This is a genomic window from Mycolicibacterium stellerae, assembly GCF_003719305.1.
Taxonomy (GTDB): domain Bacteria; phylum Actinomycetota; class Actinomycetes; order Mycobacteriales; family Mycobacteriaceae; genus Mycobacterium; species Mycobacterium stellerae.
In genome coordinates this window covers 107,920-120,408 of the sequence record NZ_RARC01000006.1, presented here as the reverse complement: position 1 = coordinate 120,408, position 12,489 = coordinate 107,920, and the positions used below count along the sequence as shown (strand labels likewise).

The following is a 12,489-nucleotide window of genomic DNA, read 5'->3' as shown; positions in this document are numbered from 1 at the left end:
TGGAGTCATCGTGAGTCTTACTAGGCGGCAGCCGCCTTCACGGCGCGTCCGACCTCGGTACGCAGCTCGGCATATTCGGGGGAGCGACGGAGTTCGTCGGCGTCCACGGCGCCGCGTGGCAGATTGACCGGCAGATCGAGCGCCACCTGTCCGGGCCGCCTTGTCAGCACCACGATTCGCGAGCCGAGGAACGCGGCCTCGTCGGCGCTGTGTGTCACGAAAACCGTTGTCCGGCCGGACTCGGCGCTGACCTGTCTAACGTCCTCCTGCAGCCGTTCCCTGGTCAGCGCGTCGAGCGCGGCGAACGGTTCGTCGAGCAGGAACAGCGGTGTCTCTGCGGCCAACGCCCGAGCAATGGCGACGCGTTGCTGCTGACCGCCGCTGATCTCCCAGATCTTGCGCTCGCCGGTGCCCTCGAGGCCGACGCGTTCCAAGAGCTCGGCACGTCGCTCGGCGCGCCGCTCCCTTGGCACGTTGGCGTATTTGAGGGCCAGGTCGACGTTTCCACCGACCGTCCGCCATGGGAAGAGCCGCGGCTGCTGGAACACCACACCCGCGGTAACGCCCGGTGTCGGAGCGGTGCCCGAGATCTGCACCGAACCCTCGCTGGGCGACTCGAATCCGGCTAGCAGTCGCAGCAGCGTGCTCTTTCCGCAGCCCGACGCGCCGACCAGAACCAGGAACGAGCCGGGCTCGACGGTCAGGTCGACCGGGCCGAGCGCGGTGACCTCGTTGCTTCCCTTCCCATAACGGTGCGACACACCGGCTATTCGGACACCGTCGTCTTCCCGTTGGCGCGCAGCTACTTTCAGGTCACTGACTGAGGACACCCGGAAGCCCCTTGGTGTAGATGGCGTCTTGGAACGTCTTCAGTGGCGCCGCCGACGGGATCTGCTTCTGGTCGGCCAGGAACTGCGACGCGCTCTGTAGGTTGGCCGCGATGTTGCCCGGCTTGCCATCGGAGCCAAGCCATTCCGGCGATGCGACCTCTTCAGGCGTTAGGTACACGCCCTGCTTGAGTTGTCCCGCGGTGTCTTCCGGCGACAGCCCGATCTCGGCGGCGATGGCCTTGGCTGCGGCGTCAGGCTCGTCCTTGATCGTCGTCAGCGCGCGTGCTTCCTGCTGACGCCAGATATCGACGATCTCGGGATGTGCGGACGCGAAATCATCCGCGACGGCTGCCAGGTCGAGCGTCGGCTTACCGTCCTTGGCCAGCTGGCGGCTGGTGATCAGATCCTTGCCGGACTTGCGAAGGTCGTCCAGTGTCGGCAGCCAGGTGTAGGCAGCATCGATGTCGCCGCGCTCCCACGCCGCGAGGATCGCCTGCGGCTGCAGGTCGACCAGCTGAACATCGCTGGGGGACAGCTTGTTCTGCGACAGCGCGGCCAGCAGGCTGTAGTGCGCCGTCGAGGCGAACGGTGTCGCGATTCGCTTGCCCTTCAACTCGGCTATCGAGTTGATGGTGGTGCCGTTGCGAGCAACCAACGCCTCGTTGTCGCCGGCCACGTCGAGCACGAACGCGACCTTGTACGGAATGTTCAGCGGTTCGGACAGTCCGCGCGCGACGGGGCTCGAGCCCAGCGCGCCGAAGTCGAGTTCCTTGGCGATGAACGCGGTGTTGACGTCGGCGCCGGAGTCGAACTTGATCCACTTGATGTTGTAGTCCGGCAGCGCCTCTTCCAGCCACTTGTTGTTCTTCACGATCAGATCCCCGCTGGGGAAGGTCTGGTAGCCGACGCGGATCGTCGGCTTGTCGGCCTGCTGACCCGGCTGGTCGACCGAGCAGCCCGCCAACGCCGCTGTGGCAATGGCCAATACAGCTAGAGCAGCCTTGAACTTCATATTTTTCCTCTCCAGGGGACAGCGCGCCGTTCGACGGCGCGCAGCAGACCGTCGATGACCAGGCCGGATATGCCGATGGCGAAGATGCCGACCAGCACGACTGGGGTGTTGTTGTAGTTGCTGGCGTCCTTGACCAGGCCGCCGATACCGGGGATGCCGTTGAAGAGTTCGGCGGCGACCACCGAGGAGTACGCCATGCCGACCGCGAGCCGGATGCCGGTGAACGTCTCTGGCAGAGCCGATGGCACGACGACGTCGCGGATGACCTCGCTGCGCGACGCCCCCAGCGCGCGGGCCGCCTCCTGAAGGCCGACGGGTGCGGCGACGACGGCCGCGGTGGTCGCGACCGCGGCGGGCGGCAGGGCGGCGAGTGCGAGCAGCGTGATCTTGGGTGCCTCGTCGATGCCGAGCCAGATCACCAGCAGGAAGAAGTAGGCCAGCGGCGGCAGCGCACGCAGAAATGTCAGCCACGGTTCGAGCACGCTGCGCACCCAGCTGACCGAACCCATGACGAGGCCGAGCAGCACACCAAGCACAACGCCGATGACGACGCCGGCAAGTACCCGGCGAAGCGTCATGTAGAGGTGCTCCCACAGCAGGTAGCCCGCGTACCCGCGGACCCCGTCGTGCGTCGTCGAGACGTCGATGAAGGCGTGCCACACCGTGCTCGGATAGGGCACGAACGTCTGGTTCCAGACACCGCTCGCCGCGGCGATCTGCCAGACGATGAAGAAGACGATCAGCGACAGCACCGGCAGCGCGGCTCTGGTAAGCCTGCCTTGCCACTTACTCGCGGGCGCAGGTGCTTTCGGCGAGTCGGCGTGCGACTCGTCGGGGGCGATATCGACGAACACTGACACTGTGAGCGACTTTCTGTAGCTGAGCGGAAGCGGAGACTGGTTCAGCGACAGCAGGAGTCGTCAGACAGCGCGGTGGTCACCCCGATATTGGTACCGGCTGGGACGCGCGCACACGAGATCTAGGCTCAACGGGAATTTAACCAGCGACTCAGATGGAGTCGATGGCGGCCTGGAGTTTCTTCGTCACCTCATCGGCGATCGGTTTCAGTTGCTCGTCGCCCGTGACATCAACAAGCAGTTGCGGGTTCATCGCCTCGACGTGCACAGTCTCCTGGTCGTCCGGGTCGGTTCGGACCACGACATTGCACGGCAGAAGCAGCCCGATCTGGCGGTCCACGTTGACAGCGCGATGCGCCAGCGGGGGGTTGCATGCACCGAGGATGACGTAATCCTCCATGTCCTCGTTGAGTTTGTTCTTCAGCGTTGCTTTCATGTCGATCTCGGTCAACACGCCGAATCCCTGCTCGGCGAGGGCTTCACGGGTGCGGGCGACGGCGTCGTCGAACGTGGCCTGCAAACTGGTGCTCAATGCGATACTCATCTGCACTCCTTGAAGGTGAGTTGGGTCAGGCGAGCGCCAGGAAGAGCTTCTCCAGTTCGTCGACGCTCATCTCGCGCTTGTCGGCGGAGCCGTCGTCGGCGATGCATTCCCGAAGGCCGGTCGCGACGATCTTGAAGCCGGCCCTGTCGAGGGCCTTCGATACGGCCGCCAGTTGCGTGACGACGTCCTTGCAGTCCCGGCCCTGCTCGATCATCGAGATGACGCCGGCGAGCTGACCCTGCGCCCGGCGCAGCCTGTTGAGAACTGCGGCAATGCTTTCCTGGTCGCCGACCATGGCGGTTCCTTTCGTTACGTCTGAGTCCATAGTACCCTCGGGGGTATCCGAGGCGGTCAAGCCGCCGCCGGGGTCGCCGGGTGGCGGATCAGGCGCCTCACCGGGCAGTGCTCAGTGCGGGTGCATGCGAAGTAAATCGCGCCCGCAGCCGCGGTCAGGCTCGCTGCGGCAACGCCGGCCCAAAGATGCAGCTCTTCGGCCAGGATCACCGACGACATTGCCAGCACGAACCAGCCGAAGGCCTTGCGAAGCGCATCCGGGTTCACCTTCGCGTTCAGGCGCGCGCCGATCAGGCCACCGGCGACAGCGGCGGCAGTGACCATTCCCGCGACCGCCCAGTCGATCTGCACGCTGGACAGGTACCCGGCCAGGCCGGCGAACGACTTCATCGCGATGACGACCAGTGATGTGCCTACCGCGATCGGCATGGGCAGCCCACCGAGCAGCGCGAGCGCGGGCACCACCAGGAACCCGCCGCCGGCCCCGACCAAACCGGTCACCAGGCCGACCACGAGACCCTCTGCAATGATCTTGGCGACCGGGATGCCGTGCGCCGATTCCACTACGGCGTTCTTGCGACCGCGCAGCATGGCGATGGCGGTGGCGATCATCATCGCGGCGAACCCGAGTAAGAGCACCGAGCCCGGGATGAATCGGCCAAGCAGACCGCCTGCATAGGCGCCGGCCATGCCGGCTGCACCGAAGATCAGCCCGGTGCGCCATTGCACGCGGCCCGCCTTCGCATGAGAGATGGCGCCCACCGCACTGGTCGCTCCAACGACCAGGAGCGAGGTGGCGATCGCCTGCTTGGCGTCCATGCCTGCCACGTAGGCGAGCAGAGGCACGGTGAGAATCGAGCCGCCACCCCCGAGTAAGCCCAGCGACACTCCGACGAGAACCGCGAGGGCGACAGTCAACACGATCATGGCATTTACCTCGCTTGCGCAGACTTGGAAGCTGGGTCGACGAGCTGGGCCACGACGGTCTGAGCGTCACAGGACGGCCCCCTGTTATAGGGCAGACGTGCCAGCAACATGCCCATCGCGCAGGTGTTCGTCAGGGCGGCGACGGCCAGCCCGGCACCGATCGCGAAGGCGACCCACTGAGCACCGGGCACGAAGGCTCCGAGCAGCACGCTGACGGCGACGATGAGGCCGGCGACCAAGCGGACCTGGCGTTCCAGGTCCCACCGTTCGGTTCCCCGGTTGACCTCGAAACCCTTGCTTTCCCAGGCCGTTATACCGCCGTCGAGGACGTGCACATTCGTCAGTCCGGCATTCCGGAGCGTTTCGTCGGCCTGAGCGGCTCGCTGACCGGATCGACAGATCAGCACGACGTCTTGGTCGAGATGCTTGACGATCTCGTCGCGATGTTCCCGAAGTAGGTCCAGCGGCACGTTGTAGGCCCCGGGGATGTGGGCGGTTTCGAACTCGCCGGGAGTCCGCACGTCGATCAGTCGCGGTGCATGGCTGGCGTTCAGCCTTTCGCGGAGATCACTGGCATCGACAGAGGCCGATCTTGACATGGTTTCTTCTCCTTGCTGACGGCCGTAGCGCCGGTACATCTACTCGGCATATATATACGGGCGGGGGTATCCCTAGCTCCTAGGATTGCATACCAGTGGGGGTATCCGCAACCTCTGGAATAGATACCCCATAGGGTATAGTTGAGATACCCAGAGGGGTATACATCCCCCAGACGGAAAGGAGCTAATCGATGATCCTCGAGCAGTACTACATCGAGTGCCTGTCACATGCGTCGTACCTGATCGGTGACGAAAGCACCGGGCGTGCGGTCGTGGTAGATCCGCGCCGCGATATCGGCGAATACCTCGACGACGCAGCCAAATACGGCCTGGCGATCGAAGGTGTCATCAACACACATTTCCACGCCGACTTCGTTTCGGGGCACCTGGAACTGGTCGACGCGACCGGCGCCTGGGTCGGTTTCGGCGAGGCGGCCGACACCGACTATCCGATCCGCCGGCTATCCGATGGCGAGCACATCACACTCGGTGACGTCGACCTGGAGATCATCTCGACGCCAGGCCACACCTGGGAATCGATCAGTGTGCTGGTGCGCGAACGTCCCGATGCCGAGCCGGCCGCGGTGCTGACCGGAGACTCGTTGTTCATCGGCGATGTCGGGCGGCCGGATCTGGTCAACATCGGTGACAGCTCGACAGGCGATCTGGCGCAAGCGATGTACCACACCATCCACGACAAGCTCATGCGGCTGCCCGACTCGGTGACAGTCATGCCAGCCCATGGCGCGGGGTCGTCATGTGGCAAGAATCTGTCGACCGAATTGACCTCGACCATCGGGGAGCAGCGCCGCACAAACCCGTCGGTGCAGCCGATGACGGAGGCTGCGTTCGTTGAGCTGGTCACCGCTGGTCAGCCCGCCGCCCCGTCATACTTCGCAGTGGACGCAGCAATGAACAAGCGCGTCCATCCGCTGCTCGACCGGGCGCGGCACATTCCCGAGATGACATCCGCCCAACTGCGTGCTGCTCGTGACGCGGGTGTCCGGGTGGTTGACAGCCGGTCGGTCGACGACTTCTCCGTCGCCCATTTGCGCGGATCGGTGAATGTCGGCTTCGACGGTCGGTTCGCTGAAACCGGCGGCATGGTCGCCGAGGTGGGGGAGAAGATCGCGTTGGTTACCTACCCCGGCGAGGAGCAGGATGCCGCAATGCGCCTGGCGCGCATCGGATCCGACAACGCGATCGGATATTTCACGGTCGACCGCGGCGAGGCGTTCCCCGCCGAACTCGCCGATCTGGTGCGGCAGGCGCCGCGTGTCAGCGTCGAGGAACTGGATCGGCTGCTCGACGAGGACGCGGTGACGCTGATCGATATCCGCAACCCGGGTGAACGAGATCTCGGCGCGATTCCCGGGTCGATTCCTGTTCCGCTGGCTCAGATGCGGACGCGGATGAACGAAATTCGCACGGACAGGCCCATCGTGGTGCATTGCGCCGGCGGCTGGCGGTCCAGCGTGGCGGCCTCCCTGCTTCGGGCGCAAGGGTTCGAGCAGGTGTCTGATCTCGCCGGCGGTTACAACGCTTGGGCCGCGGCCCACGAGACCGTGTGATTGACCACAGCACAACAAGATTGAATTGAAAGGAAACCTTCGATGAGTACCGTGAACCTCACCCTGGATGACTTCGAGTCGACGATCCGGGACAACTCGATCGTTCTGGTCGATTTCTGGGCATCGTGGTGCGGCCCGTGTCGCGCGTTCGCGCCTGTCTTCGAACGCTCCTCACAGTCGCACGCCGATATCGTGCATGCCAAGGTCGACACACAAGCCGAGGCGGAGCTCTCCACGATCGTCGGCATTCAGTCGATCCCGACGGTGATGGCGTTTCGCGACGGCGTGCTCGTCTACAGCCGGCCCGGGGCCATGCCGCCTTCCGTGCTGGAGGACCTGATCCACCAGGTGAAGGAACTCGATATGGCACAGGTTCGCGACAAGATCGCCGCGCGCAAGGCCGCGGCCACCGGCTGACCCGACGACCTGCAGGAGAAGAAACCATGTGTTATCCCGTCCAATGTCCGAAATGCGGCAAGACCGCCTGGGGTGGTTGTGGTCAGCACATCGACGCCGTAATGAGTTCGGTTCCGACGGCGCAGCGGTGCACGTGTCAGGATCGATCCTCCGCGCGGACAGAACGGGCCGGCGTCGGCGGTCGGTTCCGTTTTCGATCGAAGGCCTCCCGACGCCGCTAACGTTGTGCTGGCCGACCGAGCTGAGGTGCCCATGACAGGTGAAGACGACAAGGTCGAGCTCGACTACCGGTTCACGCTGGCAAACGAGCGAACGTTTCTTGCCTGGCAGCGCACAGCGCTTGGTCTGCTGGCCGCAGCGGTCGCGGTGATTCAGTTCGTGCCGCAGTTCGGCATCCCCGGGGCACGCCACGCCTTGGGCCTGCTGCTCGGACTCTTGGCGACGATGACCGCAGGCATCGGACTGTGGCGATGGCAACAGGTCGATCGTGCGATGCGGGAGGGTAAGCCGTTGCCCCGCCACCCCTCGCCGGCCTACCTCGCTGTAGGCCTCATCGTGATCGGATTGATCGCTATGGGATTGGTGATCGTCAAGCTGGTTTCGGGGTGAGCCGGGCCACGCAGAGCGACAGTGGGCTGCAAGCCGAGCGGACCGCGTTGGCGTGGACGCGCACTTCGCTTGCGTTGCTTGCTAACGGAGCGTTGTTGATGCTGCGTGACTTTCACAGCTTCCCCGGCCGACTTGGTACGGCCGCTGTCGCCTTCGCCTTCTTGATGGCGTTTGCGGCGTACGCAATCGGTCGCCGTCGCCAACGAGTCCTCACCCGCCGTCCGCTGCCGACGCAGTTGACGCCACGCCTCGAGGTTCAGCTGCTGGGATTCTCGGTGCTTGTCCTCGTGGTTGTCTCGTTGTTCACTGTCACCCGGTGATACCGAGTTCGACTGCGCTATCGAACTCGTCATCGACAAGCACGACAGAGCGATCGGGGCGCTCGATGATCGACGACGCAACCGCTGCACGGTATCCCGTTCCGCAATGGACCCAGATTTGGCCGGCCGGCACCGTCTCGCGTCGAGCCAGCAACTCATGCAACGGGATGTTGACGGCGCCGGGAATGTGGGCACTGTCGTACTCATTGCTCTGGCGCACGTCGAGCACGGTGAGGTCATTGTGGCCAAATTCTCGGGCGAGGCCGGCGAAATCCGCGACCCGGTAGCTGTGCAGGGGTGCGCCATCGGCCAGCAGGGCGATGTCGCCTGTCGCCGATCCGGAGAGGTTGTCGACGCCAATACGCGCGAGCTCGCGGCGTGCCGAAAGTATCTGATCGGCGTCTGCACCAATGAGGGTGAGCGGCGCACCCCACGCATAGAGCCAGCCGAGGTACGTCACGAACGATTCGGACAACTCGAAGCCGAACGTGCCGGCCAGGTGTCCGGCCGCGAAGGCTCTCCGGTTGCGCAGGTCGACCACCCACTCGCCGGCATCGATGCGGCGGCGCAGTTCCGCGGTGACGACCGGTTCGGGCATCGAGAGATCGACCGGATCCGGCCCGGCCTTGTTGATGACACCCATGTGTGCGTAATAGGCCGGGTAGGCGGTGAGTCCGGAGATCAGGTCGGCAACGTAGCTCTGCTCGTCCTTGGTGAGCGCAGGGTTGTCGCGTCGCTCGTCGGCGATGGTGGACGCATCGCCACTCGCGGGCGTGGCGGAGCAGAAACTGCCGAACCCGTGGGTGGGGTAGACCGACACATGGTCGGGAAGCTCGGCGGCCAGGCGGCGCACCGAGTGAAATTGGGCGTGGGTCAGCTCATTGGTGTGCTCGGCGCCCAGCAGATCGGTGCGGCCGGTCGTTCCGTGCAGCATGGAGCCGCCGGTGAAAACGCCGACGGCGGTGCCCGCCGGATTCTGCAGCACGTAGCTGACATGGCTGTAGGTGTGTCCGGGGGTGTGCACTACCTCAAATCGGAATGGTCCGACGTCAACGACGTCTCCGTCGGTCACCGCCCGCCGTTGATAGCAGAGCTCATCACCAACGGCGACAACGTATTCAGCGCCCACCGTGCGGGCTAACTCCAACCCTCCAGTTACGTAGTCGTTGTGGATATGGGTTTCCAGGATGTGGGTGATCGTCACGCCCTGTTCACTTGTGAGGTCGAGTATGCGGTCGATGTCGCGCTGAGGGTCGATCACCGCGGCGACGCCGCCGTCGCTGACGAGATAGCTGCGGTCACCTAGACCAGACGTCTCGATAATCGTGACATTCATGTACACACTTCCTTTGTAATCGGTTGAAGCTCAGAAACATCGGACTAGCGCAATGAGGTGGTGTCGATAGGGACGAAGGCGGCTACCGCAAAAACCAGGTAAGCGAACCAGCGCTGGAGCCGGTCGGTGTCGGCACGCGCACCCAGGTGTCCGGCGATCAAAGAGACCACGGTGGCGGCCAACCGCCATTGAACCTGACGAGCCCGGATTCTGGGCACAGCTCCCAAGGCTGAGGTCGACCCGATGACGATCAGCGACACCGGAATTGCTTGCCGCATGTCGAGGCCCACGGCGTAGTCCAGCGCCGGCACCGCGAGAATGGACCCACCGCCGCAGAGCAGGCCTAGCAGCACGCCGAAGGCCAGTGACAAAGCGATTGTCATAGGCTCTCAGTAGTTGTAACCCCGATGGGCATCTGGTTTACGCCTCTGCTGAGTCGCTTGGCCTAGGCAAGCCCTTTCAGCATCAGGTTCCAGTACATGAACGGCAGCCCGTACTTCTTCAGATACCAGTAGGCCCGGTGTGGCTTCGCCGGATCAAGGCCGGGCAAGCTCGGCGTCATCTTCAGCGAGTAGTCGAATTCGGCCAACAGCATCGCGTGTGACGACGTGACGATGGGGCAGGACGAGTAACCGTCGTACTCGGCCTGCAGCGGTCGGCCCGTCAAGAAGGCGTCGATGTTCTCGACGACGACAGGCGCCTGCTTGCGAATCGCCGCACCCGTCTTCGAGTTCGGCGTTGAGCCCGCGTCGCCGAGGGCGAAGACGTTCGGGTAGCGGACGTGCTGCAGCGTGTGCTTATCGACGTCGACATACCCGTTGGCATCGCCGGTTGCCAGCGGGCTGGACTTGATCCAGTCCGGAGCCGATTGGCGCGGTGCGGCGTGAAGCACGTCGTAGGGCAGCGTCGTGTCGGTACCCCCCTCGGCGACACTGGACACCGCGACCTTGTGCGCCTCCGCATCGACCGTCGTCACCTCTGAATTGGTGTGCAGGTTGATGCCGTAGTCGGCGATGACCTTGTCGAGGTTGTCGGCTATCGCCGGGATACCGAATATCCGAGGCGTTGGCACGACGAGATGAACGTCGATGTCTTTGAGCACGCCCTGCTTTCGCCAATAATCACTGGCAAGGTATGCAATCTTCTGCGGCGCGCCGGCACACTTGATCGGACCGGACGGCATCATGAAGACCGCCGTGCCCGATCGCGTGTTGCGGATGAAATCCCATGTGCGCGGCGCGAGGTCGAATCGGTAGTTCGACGACACGCCATTGCGTCCCAATGCTTCCGTCAGACCCTCGGTGTGGCTCCAGTCAAGCTGGATGCCGGGGCACACGACCAGCACGTCATATTCGTAGACCGCTCCGTCGGCGCAGGTGACCGCCCGGTTCTCTGGGTCGACGGATGACGCGGCGTTCTTGATCCACGTCGCGCCCTTCGGCATCACCGATGCCTCGGAGCGTGCGGTGATCGACGCCTTGGCCTGCCCACCGCCGACGAGGGTCCATAGCGGTTGGTAGTAGTGCGTCTCGGACGGCTCGATGATCGCGACGTCGGAGTACCCCTTGCGAAGTAGACGTGCCGCGACCGTGATGCCGGCGGTGCCGCCGCCGATGATGAGAACCTTGTGCTTGTTGGTGATCATGAATTTCGCTCCCTCTCAGGCGGTTTGGACGGCTTGAGTCCAGGCTTGGTAGCCACCGAGGATGTCGCTGACATCGACGAAGCCGCGCTGGCGCAGCAGACTTGCGGCCACCGAGGACCGGTAGCCTCCCGCGCAGTACACGACGGTCGGCACCGTGGCATCGAGCTCGTCGAGCCGGCCGGTCAGCGCAGCCACCGGGATGTTGATGGCGCCGGGAATCGCGCCCGCCTCCACCTCGCCGGGATTGCGAACGTCGACGATCTGCAGACCGGGCAGCTCCGAGACGCGCTCGGTGAATGCCTTGGCGGTCAATCGCGACGCGGCCTGGACGTCGTCGGGATGGTCGTACATGGTCTTGAAGGGCGATGAAAGGAAGCCGATCACCCGGTCGAACCCGATTCGGCCGAGCCGGTTCTTGCCTTCCCGCTCTTGGCCGGGTTCGGTGAACAGCACGATGTCGACGTCGGGCGGAAGGATCGAACCGGCGAACTCGGCGTAGCGGCCCTCGAGTCCGATGTTGATCGCGCGGCGGAGGTGGCCGGCAGCGAACTCCTCTGGGCTGCGGCCGTCGACGAGCACGGCGCCCGCGTCCAACGCGTTGCCCACCTGTTCGTAGGTCATCGGCTCGGGCCGTTTGGACTCGTCGAGCAGTCCGTGCGCCTTGCGGTTGAGGATCGCGTCGTAGACGAAGTAGCCCGGTGCCGGCGGCTGCCCCTCCGTGACGAGCGTCATGAACGTCGGCTTGTCCGGCGCGAGCAAGGCGTAGTTCGTTGCCTTCTGGTCGCCGATCGTCGACCACAGCTCCGTCGACAAGTTCTTGCCGCAGGCTGAACCGGCGCCGTGGGCCGGATAGACGCGGGTTGCGTCGGGCAGCGTCATCAGCTTGTTGTGCAGCGAGTCGTAGAGTTTGTCGGCAAGCTCTTCGCGGGTGAAGCCAATCGAGGCCAGCAGATCGGGACGGCCGACGTCGCCGATGAACAGGGTATCGCCGGTGAGGACGCCGTAGGGCACCTTGTCGTCGGCGTGTTCGTAGACCACGATGCTCAGCGACTCCGGCGTGTGGCCGGGCGTGTGGCGAAACTCCAGCGTCACGTCCCCAAGCGAGTAGCGCTCGCCGTCTGCGACGCCGATGAAGTCGAACTCCGCTTCAGCGACGGACGAGTAGACGATCTTCGCGCCCGTTGCCTTCGCCAGTTCGAGGTGGCCGGAAAGAAAGTCGGCGTGGAAGTGGGTTTCTATGACGAGCTCGATGGTGAATCCCATTTCCTTGGCGTCGGTGATGTATTCCGAGACGTCGCGTTGGGGGTCGATCACCACCGCGCGGCCGCTTTCCTCGTCGGCGACCAGATACGACGCGTGTGACAGGCAGTCCAGGTAGTACTGGATGAACTTCATGGTCCCTCTCCTCTTTCAATACCTATGGGGGTATCTGCTTTCCTATTCTGAATATACCCCCCAGGGTAATTTTCGCAAGGGGCATTTGCCTCAGTTGGGTGGACGCAGACAGCCCCGACACCTGGGTGTCGGG

Annotated in this window: 15 protein-coding genes; 4 read left to right on the top strand and 11 right to left on the bottom strand. The window is 64.2% G+C overall.

Annotated elements, in window-relative coordinates; genetic code table 11:
- Positions 1-20: 20 nt before the first annotated feature.
- From D6M19_RS10635 to D6M19_RS10605, 7 genes are all read right to left on the bottom strand, one after another.
- Complete coding sequence (locus D6M19_RS10635; protein WP_123025161.1) at positions 21-830, bottom strand: ABC transporter ATP-binding protein; 810 nt, start codon at positions 828-830, stop codon at positions 21-23.
- Positions 814-1,842 (bottom strand): taurine ABC transporter substrate-binding protein, encoded by a 1,029-nt coding sequence (locus D6M19_RS10630; protein ID WP_123025160.1) that lies wholly within the window; start codon positions 1,840-1,842, stop codon positions 814-816. The genes D6M19_RS10635 and D6M19_RS10630 overlap by 17 nt, the downstream gene beginning before the upstream one ends.
- The gene (locus tag D6M19_RS10625; RefSeq protein WP_123025159.1) at positions 1,839-2,702 is read right to left on the bottom strand and encodes an ABC transporter permease; all 864 of its coding nucleotides are present in this window, start codon (positions 2,700-2,702) and stop codon (positions 1,839-1,841) included. The genes D6M19_RS10630 and D6M19_RS10625 overlap by 4 nt, the downstream gene beginning before the upstream one ends.
- 148 nt (positions 2,703-2,850) lie before the next feature.
- Positions 2,851-3,243, bottom strand: coding sequence for a DUF302 domain-containing protein (locus tag D6M19_RS10620; RefSeq protein WP_123025288.1), 393 nt, complete (start codon positions 3,241-3,243; stop codon positions 2,851-2,853).
- 25 nt (positions 3,244-3,268) lie between these two features.
- Positions 3,269-3,538: a metal-sensitive transcriptional regulator gene (locus D6M19_RS10615; RefSeq protein ID WP_123025158.1), complete on the bottom strand. Its 270-nt coding sequence runs from the start codon at positions 3,536-3,538 to the stop codon at positions 3,269-3,271.
- A gap of 56 nt (positions 3,539-3,594) precedes the next feature.
- Positions 3,595-4,464: a sulfite exporter TauE/SafE family protein gene (locus tag D6M19_RS10610; protein WP_123025157.1), complete on the bottom strand. Its 870-nt coding sequence runs from the start codon at positions 4,462-4,464 to the stop codon at positions 3,595-3,597.
- Between the two features lie 5 nt (positions 4,465-4,469).
- Complete coding sequence (locus D6M19_RS10605) at positions 4,470-5,063, bottom strand: rhodanese-like domain-containing protein (protein ID WP_123025156.1); 594 nt, start codon at positions 5,061-5,063, stop codon at positions 4,470-4,472.
- A 191-nt stretch (positions 5,064-5,254) separates the two neighbouring features.
- Here D6M19_RS10605 and D6M19_RS10600 point away from each other — a divergent pair, with 191 nt between their 5' ends.
- The 4 genes from D6M19_RS10600 (at position 5,255) to D6M19_RS10580 (ending at position 7,980) form a co-directional block, all read left to right on the top strand.
- A complete protein-coding gene (locus tag D6M19_RS10600) occupies positions 5,255-6,634 on the top strand; it encodes an MBL fold metallo-hydrolase (RefSeq protein ID WP_123025155.1) in 1,380 nt (459 codons plus the stop codon).
- A 42-nt stretch (positions 6,635-6,676) separates the two neighbouring features.
- A complete protein-coding gene (gene trxA, locus D6M19_RS10595; protein ID WP_123025154.1) occupies positions 6,677-7,051 on the top strand; it encodes a thioredoxin in 375 nt (124 codons plus the stop codon).
- A gap of 252 nt (positions 7,052-7,303) precedes the next feature.
- Complete coding sequence (locus D6M19_RS10585; protein WP_123025287.1) at positions 7,304-7,660, top strand: YidH family protein; 357 nt, start codon at positions 7,304-7,306, stop codon at positions 7,658-7,660.
- Positions 7,657-7,980 (top strand): DUF202 domain-containing protein, encoded by a 324-nt coding sequence (locus D6M19_RS10580; RefSeq protein WP_123025152.1) that lies wholly within the window; start codon positions 7,657-7,659, stop codon positions 7,978-7,980. Before D6M19_RS10585 ends, D6M19_RS10580 begins: the two co-directional genes overlap by 4 nt.
- Here the strand turns inward: D6M19_RS10580 and D6M19_RS10575 are convergent.
- The 4 genes from D6M19_RS10575 to D6M19_RS10560 form a co-directional block, all read right to left on the bottom strand.
- Positions 7,970-9,316 carry an MBL fold metallo-hydrolase gene (locus tag D6M19_RS10575; protein WP_123025151.1) on the bottom strand — a complete coding sequence of 449 codons (1,347 nt, stop codon included), beginning with the start codon at positions 9,314-9,316 and terminating at the stop codon, positions 7,970-7,972. The two genes, D6M19_RS10580 and D6M19_RS10575, sit on opposite strands and share 11 nt — an antisense overlap.
- Positions 9,317-9,360: 44 nt before the next feature.
- A complete protein-coding gene (locus tag D6M19_RS10570) occupies positions 9,361-9,699 on the bottom strand; it encodes a TSUP family transporter (RefSeq protein WP_123025150.1) in 339 nt (112 codons plus the stop codon).
- A 62-nt stretch (positions 9,700-9,761) separates the two neighbouring features.
- Entirely contained in the window at positions 9,762-10,961 is a 1,200-nt protein-coding gene (locus D6M19_RS10565) for an NAD(P)/FAD-dependent oxidoreductase (RefSeq protein ID WP_123025149.1), read from the bottom strand.
- A 15-nt stretch (positions 10,962-10,976) separates the two neighbouring features.
- Positions 10,977-12,356, bottom strand: coding sequence for an MBL fold metallo-hydrolase (locus tag D6M19_RS10560; protein WP_123025148.1), 1,380 nt, complete (start codon positions 12,354-12,356; stop codon positions 10,977-10,979).
- Positions 12,357-12,489: the final 133 nt, after the last annotated feature.

What these genes read in the sequence shown, in the direction of transcription:
- D6M19_RS10630 (WP_123025160.1), bottom strand. Translation starts at nt 1,842, where the DNA reads ATGAAGTTCAAGGCTGCTCTAGCTGTATTGGCCATTGCCACAGCGGCG.
- D6M19_RS10620 (WP_123025288.1), bottom strand. Translation starts at nt 3,243, where the DNA reads ATGAGTATCGCATTGAGCACCAGTTTGCAGGCCACGTTCGACGACGCC.
- D6M19_RS10615 (WP_123025158.1), bottom strand. Translation starts at nt 3,538, where the DNA reads ATGGTCGGCGACCAGGAAAGCATTGCCGCAGTTCTCAACAGGCTGCGC.
- D6M19_RS10610 (WP_123025157.1), bottom strand. Translation starts at nt 4,464, where the DNA reads ATGATCGTGTTGACTGTCGCCCTCGCGGTTCTCGTCGGAGTGTCGCTG.
- D6M19_RS10605 (WP_123025156.1), bottom strand. Translation starts at nt 5,063, where the DNA reads ATGTCAAGATCGGCCTCTGTCGATGCCAGTGATCTCCGCGAAAGGCTG.
- D6M19_RS10600 (WP_123025155.1), top strand. Translation starts at nt 5,255, where the DNA reads ATGATCCTCGAGCAGTACTACATCGAGTGCCTGTCACATGCGTCGTAC.
- trxA (WP_123025154.1), top strand. Translation starts at nt 6,677, where the DNA reads ATGAGTACCGTGAACCTCACCCTGGATGACTTCGAGTCGACGATCCGG.
- D6M19_RS10585 (WP_123025287.1), top strand. Translation starts at nt 7,304, where the DNA reads ATGACAGGTGAAGACGACAAGGTCGAGCTCGACTACCGGTTCACGCTG.
- D6M19_RS10575 (WP_123025151.1), bottom strand. Translation starts at nt 9,316, where the DNA reads ATGAATGTCACGATTATCGAGACGTCTGGTCTAGGTGACCGCAGCTAT.
- D6M19_RS10570 (WP_123025150.1), bottom strand. Translation starts at nt 9,699, where the DNA reads ATGACAATCGCTTTGTCACTGGCCTTCGGCGTGCTGCTAGGCCTGCTC.
- D6M19_RS10565 (WP_123025149.1), bottom strand. Translation starts at nt 10,961, where the DNA reads ATGATCACCAACAAGCACAAGGTTCTCATCATCGGCGGCGGCACCGCC.
- D6M19_RS10560 (WP_123025148.1), bottom strand. Translation starts at nt 12,356, where the DNA reads ATGAAGTTCATCCAGTACTACCTGGACTGCCTGTCACACGCGTCGTAT.